We start from the raw sequence: 17,846 nt of genomic DNA, 5'->3' as shown, positions 1-17,846 counted from the left end.
CTACCTCGCGGCGGTCAGGGTGTCAGGGCGGGCACGCATGAGTGTGTAACGCAGGTCGATCAGCCTGGGGGCGATCGTCACGTCGAGTCGTTCGACCGGGACGAGGCCGTCATCGGTCAGTTCGGCGCGGTGCACGGTGGTGCGCAGGGCGGGATAGGCGGGGTTCACGCCGATCTCGCCCTTGGGCATGGTGGCGTTGAACGGCAGGACGATGTCCATGTGGTTCCAGTAGTTCCACGCCTGCAGCGCCTTGTACTGGTCGAAGTAGAAGTAGAAGTCCGGGTAGCGGCCGAAGGTGCGTAGTTCGCGGTGGATCAGGTGGCCGAGCAGCGGCGCTACGAACGGCCGTAGCTCGTCGAACTCCCAGCGCAGGCGGGTCCAGTCGGCGGTGTACATGGCCGGGTGCAGCAGCCGGGCGCAGACCAACAGCGCCAGCCGGTCGGCGAGGTACTCGGCCAGGTGACCCATGTCGATCGTCGGGTCAATGGTGGCGAGCTTGGCAGCGAGCCCGGCGGTGGTCGGGCGGAAACGCGCCAGGTCGAACTTGCCCGCCATGCCGGGGAAGGTGTCGAACAGCAGCTCCTTGTACAGCCAGTTGTCGAATTCTCCGTGTGCCTTGGCGTGGCCGGCGCGCGGGCCGGTCGAGTGCAGCATCAGGTATTCGCTGAGCGCCTCGAAGTAGAGGTAGCCCAGGATCGGCAGGTGGTCGACGGTGTCCGACAGCCAGTCGAGGAACACGCTGGAATCGCTGGCGACCTCCTGCACGCAGCGCGTCACGCACGCGCCGAGAAACGGCATCGCGTTGCGAACCCGGCCGACCACGGTGTCGCGTAGCCGGTGCCGCTCGTCGCGCGCAAGCAGGTACTCCAGGTGCTGATAGATCGCTAGGTGGATCTCACCTAGGCGCAGATAGTCCACGCCGACGACGCCCCGGTAGGCGCTGCGCGGCAGCCCGACCTCGATGATCAGCGGTGTCGGGCGGGCGAGTGCGTGTCCGTTCTCCTCGGCCAGCACCGCCTCCCTGGTCAGCACGTACGAGCCGAGGTTGTGCATCCGGTAGGAGTCGCCGGCGCGGGTCAACGGGGTGCAGTAGACGCTGCCGACCAGGCAGCCGCCGCTGGGGTAGAGCACGCCACGATCGGTGATCTGGTCAAGGGCGTGTGTGACGTGCAGCAGCGGCACCTTCTGGCCGCTGCGCAGCAGGTCGAACAGCGAGTTGCCCGTCAGCAGCGACCCGTTCGGGGTGTCGTGGATCATGCGGTGGTCCCAGGCAGCGAGCTTGGCCGCGATGAAGTCACCATCGCCGATGCGGCGCGGGCCGGGCTGGTAGAACACGTGGGAGTCGGCCCACAGCCGGTACGAGTCCGGGAAGTCCATCACAGGTTCTCCTTGGCCAGCACGGCCATCACGGCCCGCTCGCTGCTCATGCCGTCGAGGTGATGCCGCTCGGTGGCGAGCATCAGGTCGAACGCGTAACGGTGCAGCCACGGCGGTGGGATGAGCCGCAGGAAGTCGGGGTTGGGCCACCACTTGAGCTTTGGCAGCCGGTAACGGTCCAGGGCGTCGGCGGCCTTGACGACGTCGCACACCACGGGAGCGATCTCGTAGCGCTGCCGCTGCCAGTCGGTGAAGGTGGGGTAGTCCACGTCGTGCAGCTCCATGGCTGCGGCGATCACCACGGCGCGGGCGTCGCGGGCTGGAGGCAGCAGATGCGCCATGACATTGGTGTGCCGCTCGGCGAACCAGCGGGCCGCCCGTGCTCCGTGACCGGGGTCGTCTTGATCGTGCAGGCGGCGGCAGTCGTGCAGCGCACCGGCGATGACGGCCTCCAGCGTCTCGCGGACCGGCAGGTCCATCAGCCGGGCGATATGCGCGGCCAGGATCGCCACCCGTGCGCCATGACGCAGCCCGTGGATCGACTCGGTGACCTGCTGCTGCGCGTACCAGCCTGCGGGGACGAGCGCGTACCGGGCGACGGTCATCGGCGGGTGCGCGACCGGCGCGTTCGGAAGCCCGCTGGGCCGGTTGTCGGCGATCCAGCGCAGCGTGATCGGGTCCATGCGCTGGTGGCGAGGCAGGCGGCGCTGCTCTGCCAGGGTCACCAATGGCGCGTCGACGGACCCGAAGAAGGGCGCGTTGAAGTCAGCCATGCCTGTCCTTCCCGGTGGGCACGGTCGTGAACTGCGGATATTGAGGACGCCGCTAGAGCGGCTGGCGTGGTGCTAGCTGGCGGAGGTGGCGGCCTGGCGGGCTTCGAACTGGAGGGTGAACTCGGTCAGCTCGTCCTCGGTCATCAGGCGCACGCCCAGCTCAGCGGCGACCGAGGCGATCAGGGCGTGGCCCTTTTCGATCTCGTCCGTGCCGGCGTCGTCGGGGAGTGCGACCTCGAACTCGGCGTGGTGACCCCACGCCTGGCTCCACTTCATGGCGATCTCGACGTCCCGGTAGCGCCAGTTGCGCCGCTCGTTGTGGGCGTCGTGCATGTGCGGGGCGTAGCCGAGCGCATCGAACAGGCGCACGGCGGTTGCCACGTCGGCGGCGGCGATCGGCAGCTCGGTCTCCGGGAACGCCGCGCCGGAGCCGATCCGGTTGGTCTTGACCACAACCTTGCCGGTGCCGTGGGAGATGTTGTGAACGACTTTCAGCAGCTTGTCGGGCAGCACGTAGAACCAGATGTGCTTGTCGTCTTGCCCGAGGTCGTCGCCACGCTGGCCGAGCTGGTCAGCCAGCGTGGCGAACTCGGCTTCGGTCAGCTGCGCGCGGTACTCGATTTCCAGGGTCATCGTCGGGTCCTTCCCGGCGCAGGCGGCCGAAGCGGTTAGGGGATGTACTCGTTGAGCAGACCTTCGAGCCGGGAGCGGATCACGCCGTCGTGGAACAGCTCCGGCAGCGGCACCCCGCCGACCGCCTGGCGGGTGGAGGCCACGTCGTCGAGGGTGCTCGACGGCAGCCGCTCGGCAGCGGCGAGGGCTTCGCGGGCGTACTCCTGCGCCTTCTCGAACTGGCCGTCGTCGCGGGTGCGGATGGCCAGCGCGTAGGCGGTCTCGGCCAGCACCCGGTCCTGCCCGGATGCCTTGGCCTGCGCATATTCGTCCAGCAAGAGCTGGATCGGGGGCATCGTCGTCATCGGCGGTGTCCTGTCACTCGTTAGAAGGTGAAGGTTTCTGCGAGGGTGTGGTAGTCGAACTGCTCGGCCGGGCCGAACCACAGCTCGACCTCGTACTTGGCCTCATCGGTGTTGCCGGAGGCGTGGACGAGGTTCGCCACGCCCTTGTCCTGGCTCATTGCGTACGCCTTGGACTGGTGTGCGAAGTCGCCGCGGATCGTGCCGGGAGGCGCCTCGTTGGGGTAGGTGCCGCCGACCAGACGGCGCACGTTCGCGACCGCCTCGACGCCCTCGACCACCATGGCGATCACTGGGCCGCGTTGCATGGCCCGCGCGTTGGCTTCGTAGATGGCCGTGCCGAACCGCTCTTCCAGGTCGAAGTAGTGCTTGCGGGTCATCTCGTCGTCGAGCTGGGCCATCTTGACGCCGACGATCTTGAGCCCGGCATCTTCCAGCCGCCCGACGATCCGCCCGACGAGTCCTCGGGCCACGGCGTCGGGCTTGAGTACGACGAGGGTCCGTTCCAGAGTGGTCACGACACTGCCTTTCCCTGTTACTTGTACGCCACGGTGTACACCGAGCCCCACGCGCGATCGGGGTTGGCGATCGTCGGATCGTGGGGCCAGGGTTCGACCTTACGGAACCCCGCTTCGGCACACAAAGACACCAACTTGTCCAGGTCGTACGCCCACAGGTGAGGCGTGTACCGGTCGCTGTCGTCCTGATCGCGGAACACGTAGTTTACGAGGTCAAGATACGTGTTGAAGTGCGCCCGATCGTCCCTGTTTGCGTACCACTCTTCCATCATGCGCTCGCGGATGTCGGGATCGCTGTCCACGTACGCGTCGATGATCATCCCGGCGTCGGGCACCCCTAGGACGAGCTGCCCGTCCGGCTGCAAGACCCGATAACACTCGGCGATGACCCGCTTGACCGAGACCGGGTAGTCGATGTGCTCCAGGAAGTGCTCGGCGAAGATGAACTCGGTTTCACCGTCCACGATGGGCAGGCCCTCGCGCACGTCGAAGATCACATCGGCGGGCGGGATGATGTCGATGTTGACGAAGCCCGGCAGCAGGCGGCTACCACCGCCGAGCTGAACTCGCCGGGCCGTGATCCGCTCGGGCAGGTCCTCGCACCCGGCCCGGTGCGCCTGGAACACGCCGATCTCGCGTCGCAGCCCCCGCAAGGCACGCCGGAGGCCGTGGGTGCTCGTCGGCGCTTCGAGCAACTGCCCGACCAGCACGTCCAGGCCCGCCAGGTCCTCCCAGCCGTCCAGGGCGACCTGGGCCAGTGTTGCGTCGTCGGTCTCCACTGCCGTCTCCTTCGTCAAAGGTGCGCCGAGGCGGACGGAGGCGTTGTCACGTCCGCCCCGGCGCCGCTGGTGTAGCGGGCTGCCGCCGTGTTGTATTCACTGTGCTGGATGGTGCCGCTGCGAACGACCCCCGCACCCGTTCCGCTTAGGACTTGTGAAATCCACGTACGACGGGGATTTCATAAGTGGCTAACCACGGTGGTTGTTCCGTACAGCGCTCACGGGCGTGCGGCGTCAGATCGCTGGGGACGAATACCATCAGCAGTGAGGTCCTAGCGCGGGCTGGCCCCGCTCGCGATCAGACCTCATGATCTGCGCGAAGGCCTGCCAGTACGGACTCTCGCGGACCTTGAGGCCCATCGCGGTCGCCAATCCGTCGCGCGCCAGCAGCGAGCCGCCGCAGCGCCGCCATCTAGGGCAGGTCACGCAGTCGCCCGCCCCGGTCCTCCGGTGCAGCTCGAACTTCCTTCGCGCAAGCTCCCACAGAAACGGGTCCTCGCAACCGGCTGGAGGATCGGTCGGCGGATCGTCGAGATCCACGTCCGTAAGGATCTGATCGGTCATGGCTCACCCCTTGGAGTGCGTCAGGAATTTCGCTGACAGCGTTTGCGCACGTGGCGTAGTCATTCAGTAACGCCGATGCAAATTAGAGAACCATGGGCGGCAGCGCATCGGTACGCTGTCAAGGGTTTGAACGCGGTGAAAGCGGTGAAAGATCATCTGACGTAGGGGGCGCTGGTGGCACAGGGCCGTCAACCGAACACCAAGCTCGCGCAGGTCATCGGTGAGGCCCGATGGTCACACGGGCAGGTGGCCAGCGCGCTTGTGCGCGTTGCCGCAGAGAGCGGCGCACGCGAGCTCGCAGCCGTGAGCCGGTCTCATGTCTCTCATTGGGTCGCTGGCTCGCATCCGTCCGGAGTCGCGCCCGTCCTTCTGGCCGAGCTTCTGTCGCGTCGGCTGGGACGGATTGTCACGGTCGAAGACATCGGGCTCGCGCCCACGATGCCGCCGTCGATTGCCGGGGTGGACTGGAATCTCGATACGCTGGCTTCATTAGCCGACCTCGGGAGAATCAGCGTGGACGCAGGACGCAGGTCCTTACTGGGAGCCGCCGCGTACTCCGTCGCCGCGCTCGCGCTGCCCGCGTCCTCGTGGTGGACGTCAATGGCCGACCGCAGCACAGAGCGCTCCGCGTTGGGCTCCATCACGGTCGGACGCGGCGATGTGGAAGCCGTCCGTGAGATGGTGCTGCTGTTCTCCCGGCTCGACCAACGCCGAGGCGGTGGCCACGCCAGTTCGTCCGTCGTGCAGTACCTGACCTCCGACGTCGCTCGATACCTCCAAGGTGCCTACGCCGACGATCGTGTGCGGCGGGAGATGTTCTCGGCCGCGAGCGAGCTTGCCTACCTTGTCGGATGGATGGCCTTTGATAGCGCCGAGCATTCTGCCGCGCAGCATTTCTTCACTGCATCGGTCAAGCTCGCCGCCGAAGGCGACGACCCTGCCATGGCTGCCCACACCCTGCGTGCAATGGCTCATCAGGCCATCGACCTCGGACACGCGCGGCAGGGCCTCGCCCTCGCGGCAGCGTCGATGGAAGGCGACCGGTACCGGCTGGCCAGCCCCCGCGAACGCGCCCTCCTCGGCGTCGTGCACGCCCGGGGTCTTGCCGCCACCGGGAATAAGGCCGCCGCAGCATCGGCCCTGATCAAGGCCGAGAACGACCTGGCCAAGGCCGAGCCCGGCGACGACGAACCGTCGCGGGTGTTCTTCTTCGGCGAAGCCAGCCTCGCCCACGAGACCGGCTGCGCCCTGCGCGACATCGGAGACCTTCCCGGGGCCGCCAAAGAGCTTCGCCGCAGCGTCCGGACCCGCAAGGCCGCCACATTCACCCGCACCCACGCGGTCACCCTCGGCTATCTAGGGGCAGTTCAGGCCCGGCAAGGCAACCTCGACGAAGCCTGCGGCAACTGGTCCACCGCCCTGGAAGCGATGGACGGCATACGCTCTGCCCGCGCCCGCCAAACCGTCGCCGACATGCGCTCAGCGCTGTCGCCCTTCCGGCGGCGAGGCATCACCACGGCCGCCGAGCTAGACGCCCGCGCCGCCGCCTACCTCGCGGCCACAGCGGCCTAGAACCCACACCTGACAGCGTCCGCGCACGAAAGAGGAACACATGGCAGGCCGGCCCATCGAAGTCACACCGATCGCCCACGTCATCGGCGGGCGCGCCGAGCCCACCGACGACTACTGGGGCGGAACCAGGGCGATCATCCGCATCGACGACGAACGTTTCACCCCTGAAGCCACCCAAGGACTGGACGAGTTCTCGCACCTAGAAGTGGTCTTCCACTTTCACCTCACTGATCAGACCGACCTCCACCTCGGGGCCCGCAGCGCTCGCGACAACCCCGACTGGCCAGCCGTCGGAATCTTCGGACACCGCAATATGCGCCGCATCAACTGGCTCGGTGTCTCCCGGTGCCGGCTGCTCAAGGTCGACGGCCTTGACCTCCACGTCGAAGACCTCGACGCCGTCGACGGCACACCGGTACTCGACATCAAGCCATGGTTCAACGAGTTCGGCCCACGCGGCGAGATCCACCAGGCGACCTGGCCGACCGAGATGCTGGTGGACTACTTCGCCCCGCATCGGTCCTGACAAGCCCAAGGCCGACACGACACCCGAGGATGCGCAGAGGCGCGAGGGCGCGAGATCATTGAACCCATGCACGCACCGCTTGCGCGGGTCCGCGCCACCTCATACATCACCCGCATGATCCACCGCCGCCCTGAGCTGCTGATCTTCAACTATTCAGCCAAGCGCGACCTGGGTACACACCTCCCCGGCGGCGGCATCGATCCCGGAGAGACCCGACCAAGCCGCCATACGGGAAGCGATCGAAGAAACAGGCGTCACCGGTGGTCTCACCGTGCTAGGTGTGGTCGGCGTGCAGCAAAGCCTCTACAACAACGGCAACCCTTGCATCAGCGTGTTCTTCCACCTACGTGCAGAGGAGCCCCGCGATGCCTGGAGCCACACTATGATCGGCGACCCTGAAGCATGGGATACCGGGCACGACGTGCATTGCCGGTTCCGCCCCCTAGACGAGGCGACACAACTCCTGCACGACAGCGGCTACGGTCAAGACGAGTTCGTTCCACTTCTGTTCAGCAATGACCGCGATCACCGCTCGACGTTGGCACGGAGCCATAGCTAAACATCGCGAAAGCAGCCCCGGCGGTCCAGTTCGCCGGACCCATCACCGAGATCGTGACGGCCGACGTTCAGTACCTACTCGACGAGCTCCGCTCTCCTAACGGAATGGCCTGCTGAAGGCGCGAGTCTCAACGTTGAACACGTCCATGCCCGCCGCTAGGGCCGCCTTGACGCCAACCTCCGCATCCTCAAACACGAGACACCTTGTCGGATCGACGCTCAGCTTGTCAGCTGCGAGCAGAAAGATGTCGGGCTCCGGCTTGCCGCGGCCAGGCATGACGTCGCTCCAGGTCACCACGACGTCGAACGCCGTCGGCGGCGGCAATGAGGCTTATAGCCGCCGTAGACGCCGCCATACTGATCGGCAGCATTGGATGAGGGGTTGCCACCCACCTGGCTTGTCGACTCGTGCATCGGCAAGCAGTTGACGGTCTTGCTCGCGGTTGGCCTCGATCTCTGGTTCGGAGTACCGCCTAGCCCATCGGATGGACCCACTATCGATGAAGTAGTGGGACCGGCACGGAAGCGTCCAGTTTCCAATTGACGGTCGCAGCGACACGGTACCGTCGAACGTAAGCACCCACTGCGCTCGCGATAGTGGCGTTATGACTTCATGGCCGCACCCGCAGCAGCACAGGTGAGCTGCGGTGGAGTAGGCGCCAGAAACATAGAGCACCCCCGGTCTGAGAGTCGTCGGAAAGGTCGCGGCGAACTCCGCGACCATGTTCGACACCCTGCTCATCCGGCCTCCACATTTCGAATCTCTCCTGTGAACACCTTGTACAGCGTCTCGACGGCGGCGGTGTGATCGGCGTAGTAGCCGAGATGCTTCTTCCAGGCGATGACGGCCAGGATGGCGTTGAGCGCGTTGAGATCAGCCGTTTGGATGTTCCGGTCGTAGTCGTCTACACCGCCGCGAGCGACGGCGGGCGGTCGCGGCGGGCGAACATGGTCTTCCGGAAAGTGCGTCGTCACACGCAGCAGACCCGAGAGGCGTCCGTCGGTTTCCTCGATCCCCATTCCGACGTCGATGAATGGGACTCCTCGTCCGGACAGCCATGCCATGACAGCAGGCAGGGACTCTGCGTCCGCTGCGGCGAGGAAAACAAACGTAGCCCCATCGAGGAGTGAGAAGTTCTCCTCGTCAAGATCCACAGGATGGGCGGTGATGCCGATGTGCATGTGCGAGTAGAGCGCCGCGAAGTACTCCGCCTTGTTCGGTCTGCTACGCAGCTCCTCGATGTCCGCGGCGCCGGGTGCACGGAAGGCGTTGTGGTTGTCGAGGAAGTCGCCGTCGAACAAGTCGATGGCATCGACCCACGTCTTCGCAACCTGATCGAGGATGTAACTGCCTGTGCCGCCGAGGCCGACAATCGCGATCTTGTGGCCCTGAAACTTGCTGTTGAGCTCAGCAAGACCAGCGCGAGACGACGCGGTGTCCCGGTACACGAAGGGCAGACCATCCTCAACCTCGTCCCATCCCGCTCCGAGGGTCGCGGTAACTGCGGGATCGATTGCTTGGGCGGGGTGGGACAGGATTCGCGCGTACGAGGTGACCTTCGCGTATTGGTCCGCGTACCCGCTTGGCGGCTTGCTGGAGAGCATGTATTCCGCCGCGAGGTTTTTGGTGATCGGGCGGACTTGCGCCGACGCTGCTGGCAGCACCCTGCCGTGTTCGTCGCACGGCTGCTCACCGACGAACCAGATCCGGTGGTCACCGCTGTCATCGTTGATCCGGTCGCCGCTGACCGTAATCGGGTACGCCAGGCACCCGTACGCCACCGCGCCGGAGGGAGTGACGTACGGGACCTTACGAACAATCAGATGTCCGCCCTGGATGGCGAGGTCGTAGCCGTCATCCAGGAGGCGGCTCGTGGACGGGTCACGAACGAGAGGTGCGGTAGACATCGAAAACCATGCCATCCTTAACGTGGACGCTGTGGCCGGCCGTCAGCGAGCCGCCGCCGTGACCGTCCGGGCCACGGGAGTACTCGATCGTCGCCGTGTCGCCGTCGCCCAACGGCTGATTGGGATACGCAAGGTCGTACGCCTCCTCGTAGGAGATTTCCTTCTCGGCCCACTCGTACGAGCGGGTATTCACGATGATCGTTACGGGCTTCTTCCCGCGATCGTCCTGGCTCATGCCGTATCCCCAAGTCAGTCGGGCTCGAATGCGGGCGAGGTTTGTTACACAAACTTACCTGGCATCCGAAGATTGCGTGAGTGACGCTACTTGAGAAGAATCGATCGTGTCAACGACACGATCGAGTGACGTGCTGGCCGTTTGTGATGCAAACCTATGTTTGTGTGATTGACACTCGGGGGCGTGGACCGGCAGAATTCGGCACATGGACGGCGGGGATGTCAAGGGGTTCTACGAGGATTTTGGGCGGCGTGTCCGCGTGGCTCGGGAGAAGGCGGGCGTGACCCAGGGTCAGTTGGCGGCACGCATCGGCCTGACCCGGTCTTCGATTGCGAACCTGGAGGCTGGCCGCCAGAAGGTTTTACTGCATGCGCTGTATGGGATTTGCGATGCGCTCGACCTCGACCCGGCTGACCTCATGCCGGAGCGACGGCAATCGAAGGATGTCGACCTTGTGAAGCTCAGCGAGCAAGCTAGTAGTTTTCCCGCAGATGACCGTGCCTTCGTGCTTAACGTCGTAGGTGCCGTCCGCAGGTCGGTGAGCGCCCGATGAGTCGCGTCCAAGCTGAAACCGCTGCCAGCCAGTTGCTAAACAAGTACGGCATCGACCGGTTGCCGGTCCCCGTCGAGGAAATCGCTATCTGGGAGGGTGCGCAGGTCGTCCGACAACGCTTCGAAGGCGAACAGTCCGGCTTCATGTACCGAGAAGGTCGCGAGCGCATCATCGGCATTAACACGAGTTCGGGACGCAGACGGCAACGATTTACCATCGCCCACGAGATCGGTCACATGACTCTCCACCTACAGGACCCTCTCGTGGTGGACCGGGAGGTTAACTGGCGAGATGAGAACTCTAGCCTTGCCGTCGACCCCAAGGAGATTGACGCGAACGCCTTCGCTGCGGCGCTGTTGATGCCCCAAGACCTAGTCGTCCGCGAGGTTAGGTTGGCCGCTCAACGTTCCGACCTGTCAGGCCGCGACCGAATCATCTCTTACCTGGCCCAGATATTCGACGTCAGCACCTCGGCCATGAGCTACCGGTTGATCAACCTCGGTATCTACTCCTGACGCCGCCTCAACTATCCGGCGGGCAGCGCCCGGCAAGACGAGCAGGACGAGGCTGAACACAACACAGAGGCCGGTTAGTCCACAACAAAAGATGGGGCCTGCCAGTGCCGGGGTGACACGGGCAGGCCCATACGTTTGATGTAGTGAATCGTCTACGACTCCCGCCTGCGGACGGCGGCAACAATCACGGCAGGCCCCTGAGCAGTGTGAATGCGGTTCGGGTTGTGCCACATCGGGTCCACCGTGGGGATATTCGTATTGGAATGTCCGATTTTGTGAGGTACCCGCATCGCTCTGACCAGGGGCGATGCGGGTTCGTTGCTACATTGACCCATGCGGCTCCGCCGACGCCACCCTTTCGGTTGCTTCGGGTTGGGCGAGCTCGGCCTGACGCTGGATGCTGTACGCCAAGCGGAGCACCTGGATGTTCTCTGCATCGACGCCGTCCTGTAGCAGGTCGCGGGCTTCGGCTAGGTTGCCGCGCTCGATCAGGATCTTGGCCAGGAAGAATGCGGCCGAGTAGTTGCCCTCGCTGATGGCGTTTCTCCACGACCTTTCCGCCCGTGCCTGTCGGCCGTTTTGGTAGTGGTGAAGGCCGATGCAGATCATGGCCGTGCCGTCTCGCCGGAGGGCGGCGTACCGCAGAATCATGAGCGCGACTGCTGGATGGACGTTTGCCGCTTGTCTGAAGACTCTGGGAAGGTTCGACAGGAGTAGCCACACTCCCGGCGGCGTGGAGATCGGCTTCCGATATACGAGTGCATCGATGCCGATCCAGCGGGTGGCGGCCCGCCCACGGTGAAGCCAAACTCGGGCCGTTACCGAACGATGGTCCTCCTCCTCCAATAAGGCCAGAAGGTACATCGCGTAGGCGTTGCCCTGGTCGGCCGCACGGCGGTAGGAGTCGGCGGCGTCGGTGCGCTGGCCGAGTTCCTCAAGAAGCAAGCCCGCTTCGACGAAGCCGTTTTCTGCGTCGTAGACATCAACGCGAGTTGTGCCAGGCGACTTCATGGAACCAGCAGTTTGATAGTGCGTGATCGCCTCGCGGATGTTGCCGGTGATGTGCAGGAGTCTGGCGAGCGCCGACTCATGCTCGGCATGTCCGTCGGCGATTGCTGTCCGTGCCCAGTCGATAGCCTCGGCGTACCTTCTTGCCTGTGACAGAAGATCAATGAGTGACCTCGTGGGAATGGCCTCGCCTGCCTGAGCTTGTGTCCGCAGGACGTTTAGCGCTTGATCAAGCCAATGGTCCAACGACTGCGACGGGCCAGCCTGGTGCGGATGCTTCCACAGGTAGATCATCGCGGCGGTGTTGCCCGCTTCAGCTAATGCGGTGACCCACGCGTGTGCCTCATCGGCCCGGCTAAGCTCAGACAGACTGTCAGTGAGGCTGTCGATGTCGTTGGCATCGAGGTAGTCGGCCGCGGCCTGATACTCCACCGCAGCTGCGGCATGATCACCTCGGTCTCGTAGCAGCTCTCCGAGCTTGAGGTGGGCGAATTTCTCGCCCAGATCCGCCGATCGGCGAAGAAGTTGTTCCGCCGCTTCCTCCTCGCCTTCGGTATACATCCGGCCTGCCCAGAGGGTCATAGCCCACGAATCGCCGAGGTCTGAGGCTTTGCGTATCAGCGCTTCGCTTTCGCCCTGCGGGTCGCCGGTTCGACGAAGTAGGAAGCTAAGTCGGACCATCGCATGCGGCTCATCCTGCCGAACAGCGTCACGGAGCGTTTTGATCGCTTCCTCCAGACGGCCGGTGTGCTCGAGGATGTCGGCCAGGGCGATCATGGCGTCGGTTTCGCCGAGCCGGGCTGCCTCACCGAACCAACGCTCGGCTTCAGCCGGATTCTTGTCCTTTTGCAGGTGCGCAAAGATGTACATGGAGTCCCGATCGCCAGCCATGGCGGCCCGCCGGTACCAGGCTTCGGCTTCGTCGTCCCTGCCGTCCTGCATCAGCTCAGCGGCTCGGTCAGCAAGCGCGGGGGCGTCTTCGCGTGCGATGCCGACTTGGAGCCACTGGGCGGCCTCATGTTCACGGCCCGCGGCACGGAGCAGGTCATAGAGGAACATCGTGGCGTGTGGATGTCCTTGCTGCGCGGCCTTGGTCCACCATCGTTCTGCTTCAGCCAGTTCACCGCGCTCGCGGGAAAGCCAACCAAGCCTGTGGGCTGACTCGGTGTCGCCGGCATCGCCACCCTGTCGCCACAGCCGCTCGGCGATGTCGTCGAAGCCCAATTCGTGGGCGGCGTCGCCGATCTGGGCGCACGTCTGGGGAGATCCTTGGGCTGCGATGGCCTCGACTACGGCTTTGGGCCAGCCAAGGGTGGGTTCGACGCTGTCTGCGTGGAACACGATCGCGTCAGCGACGTGGTAGCCGTCGATCCGACCCACAGTTGCGCTCACCGGGTACATGGCTGCGACTTCGCCACGAACTGGCGCGCACGCCCACATGACGCCCTGATCGAACCAGTCAACAGCAGCGCTGGCGCGCTGCTGAGGCGACAGCCACGCAGCGGCGACCTGCTGGATCCAGGAAGGCGATAGCGGCTGCGGGAGTTCCAGAAGTGTCCCCGCAACCGCCGCCTGCAGCACCGCGACCCCGGAGGGGCTCGCTCCCAGTGTCGGGTCAATACCGTCCGTCCATTTGCCCACGAGCGCAGGCGTCGATGCGAGCGCCTGAAGAAGGCGGCCGTCGGCGGCCACGGCAGCGGCCTCGATCAGCCGAGGGTCGACCGATCTTGACGCTCGATTCGCCTCTTCTGTCGTGAACGAAGCTGGCACATGGATCGTGAAGTCGGCCATGCGTAGTACGTCACGAGCCGTTGCGAACGAGTCGCCGCCGAGATCGACGGCCGGGGCAGTCAACCGCGCGAGATGTGCGGGCCAGATTGCGCCTATGACGATGGTGCCACTCGTGCCAAGGAGCAGGTCCCGCAGTGTTTCAGGGGCTATCGCGTCCTCGCCGATCAAGTACCGCCGGATGTCATCAAGCCAGACGATGAGCTTGCCACGGTCTACACCGGCGTCAACGAGCTTGCGAATCGCCTGCGGACTTGACGGTCGGAAGAACCGCCATGCCGGCACCAACTCCCGCAGCGCTTCAAGCGCAGATCGAGTCTTGCCGACCGCCGACTCGCCCACGAGCAGGACGAAGCCGCCTCTGTCAATGCATGCACTTACCGCGCCGTGGAGCTGGGTGTCGGCATCGCGTCCAATGTAGGTAGGCAGGCCCCGTGGTAGACGGGGATATGCAGTCTCGTCCAGGGGGATGGCCTGATGGATCCCCAGGCGAACGGCGGCGCTCGTCTTTGCTGCCGCCTCGGCGGCAACCTCGGCGACGGTGCGCCACACACCGTCAGGCGTGCCAGATAGCTCCTTGAGGACTGAACGCTTCCGGTCCGCCTCAGCGCGGCGTGCCCGGACATCGTCCAGCCAGAGGCCAACGATCGGTGGCGCCAGCAACGCGACCACGGCACCGAGACCCGCAACCAGTAGCGCAATCGGACGAGGCAAGCTCGCCACGCTCAGGGACGCAACGATCGCCGCCCCGACCACCGCAGAGGTAGCAACTCCCGCAAGCCACCGGCCGCGAAGTCGTACCCCACCATGTTCACCCCGCACACAACCATGCTGAGGGATCTGTCAATGCTCATGGGAGTGCCCGCTTCGGCAATCTAGGAGGAACGGCGATCGTGAGGTCAACAAGAGCCCCAGCGGGCGGAGGCGTTTCACGCAACAGCGCGACCGAAATCTCGGTCGCGCTGTTGCGCGGCGTCGGTGCTATGCGACGCGCCGCCGGACCGCCGAAACAACCACGGCAGGCCCCTGAGCAGTGTGAATGCGGTTCGGGTTGTGCCACATCGGGTCCACCCATACAATTCGGGCATCTTGCCCGCCATGAAGGCCTGGCTCGTTGAGCTGGGCCTTCACCCGTTCCATGGATCCGTTCTGGCTTCCGCTGGTCAAACTGTCCGATTGGCCCGGCGCGAACCGCCGTCCTCAGCGCCCTCTCGCCGGTGTCTGTCTACCCGCCTGCCGGGCGCGGCCTGGCGGCGGTTTTCAAGACCAGTCGGCAATGCGTCTGCTACCTGCGGGAATTCCAGTTCGCCTGCTGTGTAATCCGTACATTGCCCGGATCTTGCGGTCGGTCGGGGTTGTTCTGTGCCTACGCAGCGGTGGGCGGGCCGTACTCACAACGCCAGCGCCCACTTAGTTGGCCTGGCGGGGGGTGTTCGGACGGTAGTGCGTGTTGATGGCCGTGGATAGATTGCGGTGATGACCGGTCGTCGGTGGTTCAAGTACGGGTTGATCGCGGTGGCGTGCTGCGTGGGTACCGCCACCGTTGTCTGGTCGCTGATCGCCGATGACAAGCCGCCGGTGGTGGTCGTGTCCACGGCGGTTGCGGCTCTGGTCATGGCCTTCCTTCCCGATCTCGTCAGCAAGGTGCGCTCTGCCGATGGTGCGGGCGGTCCGGCGGTGGTCGGATTGTCGTCGCGGGTGGTGGGGCAGGTTCCGCTGGGGGCGGCGCACTTTCAGGCGCGATCGCGTGAGATGAAGGCGCTGCGTCGGGCGGTGGGTGGTCGTGGTCGGGTGGCGTTGGTGGCGTTGCCGGGGCAGCGTGGTGCGGGTAAGACGCAGCTGGCGGCGGCGTTCGCGCGTGAGTGTGATGCGGCCGGGTTCGACCTGGTCGCGTGGTTGAACGCCGAGTCGGGGCCGGTCGCGGGGTTGGCGCAGGTGGCGCGGGCGCGTGGCTTGGGTGGCGCGGACGATGCGCCGGAGGTGCTGGCCGGGCTCGCAGTGCGCTGGCTCAGCGATGGCGGCCGGGCGCGGCGGTTGGTGGTGTTCGACAACGTCGACGATCCGCAGGTGTTGCGGGAGTGGCTGCCCACGCGTGGCGGGGTGAAGGTTGTGATCACGTCGAATCGGCGGGAGTTCCTGCGGATGGACGGAGTCGCCGCGGTGGAAGTAGGGGTGTTCACCGAGGCGGAAGGGCGGGCGTTCCTACGCGAAACGACCGGCCTGGCAGATGGCCCGGACGCGGTGGCGTTAGGTCGGGAGTTGGGGTGGTTGCCGCTGGGTCTGGCACAGGCAGGTGCTTACGTGGCGCGTAACGGGGAGACCTACGCGGGGTATCTGCGGTTGTTGGCCGGTGAGCGTTTGGATGAGACGTTGCGGCAGGAGTCGGGGGCGTCTCATCCGGGGGTGTTGAAGGCGACCGCACTGAGCATGGCCGGTGTCGACGCGGCCGACGCCTCCGGTGACGCGCTACGGCTGCTCGGGGTGCTGTCGGTGTTGTCGGCCGATGGTGTGAGTCGTCGGCTGCTGGTGCGGGGCGAGGCGGGGTTGGGGTTGTCCGGCGGGGTGCGGGCCGCGCTGGATGTGTTGGCGGGCTGGTCGCTGGTCACGCTCAGCGGATCCGCTGGCGTAGCGGGCGATGGGGTGCTGGTCGTGGTTCACCGGCTGACCGCGCGGGTGGTGCGACACCTCGCCTCTCACGACGGCGCGCATCCCAGCCTGGCCGAAGCCGTCGATACGGCGTCGCAGATGCTCGACGTCCTCACCGACGGTCTGCCCCTGGCACAGGTAGCGCTGCGCCGGGCCGAGGTGGATGAACTCACCCGGCAAGTGTTGGCGGTTCGCGAGAACTCGGCTGGCGATCCTCCCGCGCTGCTGCTGGTCCAGGCCGACTGGATGGGCCGAGCGCTTGAGGCTGCCGGCGATCTGACCGGCGCCGTGTCGATACTGTCCGACAACCTTGCCGACCGCCGGGGGGTGCTCGGCGACGACCACCCCGACACCCTGATCTCCCGCAGCAACCTCGCCGTCGCCTACCAGGAGGCGGGCCGGGTCACCGAAGCCATCGCCCTCTACGAGCAGGTCCTGGCCGATTCCCGGCGGGTGCTCGGCGACGACCACCCCCACACCCTGAACTCTCGCAACAACCTCGCCTACGCCTACCGGGCGGCGGGCCTGGTCGCCGAGGCCATCGCCCTCTACGAGCAGGTCCTGGCCGACCGTCGGCGGGTGCTCGGCGACGACCACCCCCACACCCTGAACTCCCGCAACGACCTCGCCTACGCCTACCGGGCGGCGGGCCGGGTCGCCGAGGCCATCGCCCTCTACGAGCAGGTCCTGGCCGACCGTCGGCGGGTGCTCGGCGACGACCACCCCGACACCCTGATCTCCCGCAACGACCTCGCCAGCGCCTACCGGGCGGCGGGCCGGGTCGCCGAGGCCATCGCCCTCTTCGAGCAGGTCCTGGCCGATTCCCGGCGGGTGCTCGGCGACGACCACCCCGACACCCTGATCTCCCGCAACAACCTCGCCTACGCCTACCAGGAGGCGGGCCGGGTCGCCGAGGCCATCGCCCTCTACGAGCAGGTCCTGGCCGACCGTCGGCGGGTACTCGGCGACGACCACCCCCACACCCTGATCTCCCGCAACAACCTCGCCAGCGCCTACCAGGAGGCGGGCCGGGTCGCCGAAGCCACCGCCCTCTACAAGCAGGTCTGATAGCCACTACTCGGCGGTCACGAAGACCGCTGATGCCAACATGCCGACCTGCCTACTCGGTGTCGGGCTGGTTTCTGCAACCGCCGATTGCCCGGATCTTGCCGTTCCCGCGGCGCCACGACCCCGCTGGTGATCACAACGGCTGGATCTTGCGCGGTCGAACAGGCGGGACGGTCACGACCGGCCCCTGAACAGCGGGAACACGGTTCGGATTCTGTGACGTATGGTCCACCGGTTCGAGCCCCATCGGGTCCACCGGTTCGAGCGCCCCATCGGGTCCACCGGTTCGAGTTCGCCCGGTATCTCCGATACGGGGGAACTCGAACGGCGGCGGGTACAGCACGGTACGCCACAACCGGCCTCTTCTCGAGGACGCGCAGGCCCGATCGACATGCAGTCGACCGGGCCTTCCTCATTGCCTCTTACCAGCTCAGCCGCCGCAAGTACGGCTTGACCAATTCCCTGGACGGACCGACGATCGACG

Annotated in this window: 17 protein-coding genes and 1 pseudogene; 6 read left to right on the top strand and 12 right to left on the bottom strand. The window is 65.7% G+C overall.

Annotated features, from left to right (window positions below; translation table 11 throughout):
• The 7 genes from KUA19_RS30910 to KUA19_RS30880 form a co-directional block, all read right to left on the bottom strand.
• Complete coding sequence (locus KUA19_RS30910) at positions 1-1,377, bottom strand: hypothetical protein (protein ID WP_217401630.1); 1,377 nt, start codon at positions 1,375-1,377, stop codon at positions 1-3.
• Complete coding sequence (locus tag KUA19_RS30905; protein ID WP_217401628.1) at positions 1,377-2,150, bottom strand: HD domain-containing protein; 774 nt, start codon at positions 2,148-2,150, stop codon at positions 1,377-1,379. Before KUA19_RS30905 ends, KUA19_RS30910 begins: the two co-directional genes overlap by 1 nt.
• 72 nt (positions 2,151-2,222) lie before the next feature.
• Positions 2,223-2,783, bottom strand: coding sequence for a hypothetical protein (locus KUA19_RS30900; RefSeq protein ID WP_217401626.1), 561 nt, complete (start codon positions 2,781-2,783; stop codon positions 2,223-2,225).
• A gap of 35 nt (positions 2,784-2,818) precedes the next feature.
• Complete coding sequence (locus tag KUA19_RS30895; protein ID WP_217401624.1) at positions 2,819-3,127, bottom strand: hypothetical protein; 309 nt, start codon at positions 3,125-3,127, stop codon at positions 2,819-2,821.
• A gap of 20 nt (positions 3,128-3,147) precedes the next feature.
• Complete coding sequence (locus tag KUA19_RS30890; RefSeq protein ID WP_217401622.1) at positions 3,148-3,642, bottom strand: nucleoside-diphosphate kinase; 495 nt, start codon at positions 3,640-3,642, stop codon at positions 3,148-3,150.
• 17 nt (positions 3,643-3,659) lie between these two features.
• Entirely contained in the window at positions 3,660-4,421 is a 762-nt protein-coding gene (locus KUA19_RS30885; RefSeq protein ID WP_217401620.1) for a class I SAM-dependent methyltransferase, read from the bottom strand.
• Between the two features lie 258 nt (positions 4,422-4,679).
• On the bottom strand, positions 4,680-4,985 hold the full coding sequence (locus KUA19_RS30880; RefSeq protein ID WP_217401618.1) for a hypothetical protein: 306 nt from the start codon (positions 4,983-4,985) through the stop codon (positions 4,680-4,682).
• 174 nt (positions 4,986-5,159) lie between these two features.
• On the opposite strand from KUA19_RS30880, the gene KUA19_RS30875 reads away from it, so the two are divergent.
• The 3 genes from KUA19_RS30875 (at position 5,160) to KUA19_RS30865 (ending at position 7,642) form a co-directional block, all read left to right on the top strand.
• Positions 5,160-6,557 carry an NsdA family TPR-like regulatory protein gene (locus KUA19_RS30875; protein WP_217401616.1) on the top strand — a complete coding sequence of 466 codons (1,398 nt, stop codon included), beginning with the start codon at positions 5,160-5,162 and terminating at the stop codon, positions 6,555-6,557.
• Positions 6,558-6,597: 40 nt separating this feature from the next.
• Positions 6,598-7,083, top strand: coding sequence for an SAM-dependent methyltransferase (locus KUA19_RS30870; protein ID WP_217401614.1), 486 nt, complete (start codon positions 6,598-6,600; stop codon positions 7,081-7,083).
• A 280-nt stretch (positions 7,084-7,363) separates the two neighbouring features.
• Positions 7,364-7,642: an NUDIX hydrolase gene (locus KUA19_RS30865; RefSeq protein ID WP_254550360.1), complete on the top strand. Its 279-nt coding sequence runs from the start codon at positions 7,364-7,366 to the stop codon at positions 7,640-7,642.
• 96 nt (positions 7,643-7,738) lie between these two features.
• On the opposite strand, the pseudogene KUA19_RS30860 reads toward KUA19_RS30865, so the two are convergent.
• From KUA19_RS30860 to KUA19_RS30850, 4 genes and pseudogenes are all read right to left on the bottom strand, one after another.
• Positions 7,739-7,948 (bottom strand): annotated as a pseudogene (locus KUA19_RS30860) (HAD family hydrolase); the annotation flags it as partial.
• A 24-nt stretch (positions 7,949-7,972) separates the two neighbouring features.
• Positions 7,973-8,365 carry a ubiquitination-like system serine protease family protein gene (locus tag KUA19_RS45065; RefSeq protein WP_372451897.1) on the bottom strand — a complete coding sequence of 131 codons (393 nt, stop codon included), beginning with the start codon at positions 8,363-8,365 and terminating at the stop codon, positions 7,973-7,975.
• Between the two features lie 14 nt (positions 8,366-8,379).
• Positions 8,380-9,549: a ThiF family adenylyltransferase gene (locus tag KUA19_RS30855; protein WP_217401610.1), complete on the bottom strand. Its 1,170-nt coding sequence runs from the start codon at positions 9,547-9,549 to the stop codon at positions 8,380-8,382.
• Entirely contained in the window at positions 9,524-9,784 is a 261-nt protein-coding gene (locus tag KUA19_RS30850; RefSeq protein WP_217401609.1) for a multiubiquitin domain-containing protein, read from the bottom strand. The genes KUA19_RS30855 and KUA19_RS30850 overlap by 26 nt, the downstream gene beginning before the upstream one ends.
• A gap of 205 nt (positions 9,785-9,989) precedes the next feature.
• Here KUA19_RS30850 and KUA19_RS30845 point away from each other — a divergent pair, with 205 nt between their 5' ends.
• Positions 9,990-10,337: a helix-turn-helix domain-containing protein gene (locus KUA19_RS30845; protein ID WP_217401607.1), complete on the top strand. Its 348-nt coding sequence runs from the start codon at positions 9,990-9,992 to the stop codon at positions 10,335-10,337.
• Positions 10,334-10,852 carry an ImmA/IrrE family metallo-endopeptidase gene (locus tag KUA19_RS30840; protein ID WP_217401605.1) on the top strand — a complete coding sequence of 173 codons (519 nt, stop codon included), beginning with the start codon at positions 10,334-10,336 and terminating at the stop codon, positions 10,850-10,852. The genes KUA19_RS30845 and KUA19_RS30840 overlap by 4 nt, the downstream gene beginning before the upstream one ends.
• A gap of 321 nt (positions 10,853-11,173) precedes the next feature.
• Here the strand turns inward: KUA19_RS30840 and KUA19_RS30835 are convergent, their stop codons facing one another.
• A complete protein-coding gene (locus tag KUA19_RS30835; protein WP_217401603.1) occupies positions 11,174-14,320 on the bottom strand; it encodes a tetratricopeptide repeat protein in 3,147 nt (1,048 codons plus the stop codon).
• Between the two features lie 804 nt (positions 14,321-15,124).
• Between KUA19_RS30835 and KUA19_RS30830 the strand changes: the two genes are divergently transcribed.
• Complete coding sequence (locus tag KUA19_RS30830) at positions 15,125-17,362, top strand: tetratricopeptide repeat protein (RefSeq protein ID WP_217401601.1); 2,238 nt, start codon at positions 15,125-15,127, stop codon at positions 17,360-17,362.
• The last annotated feature ends 484 nt before the right edge of the window (positions 17,363-17,846 follow it).

It is taken from the genome of Catellatospora tritici (assembly GCF_019083965.1).
Classification (GTDB): Bacteria; Actinomycetota; Actinomycetes; order Mycobacteriales; family Micromonosporaceae; genus Catellatospora; species Catellatospora tritici.
This window is presented reverse-complemented; position numbering and strand designations above follow the sequence as displayed.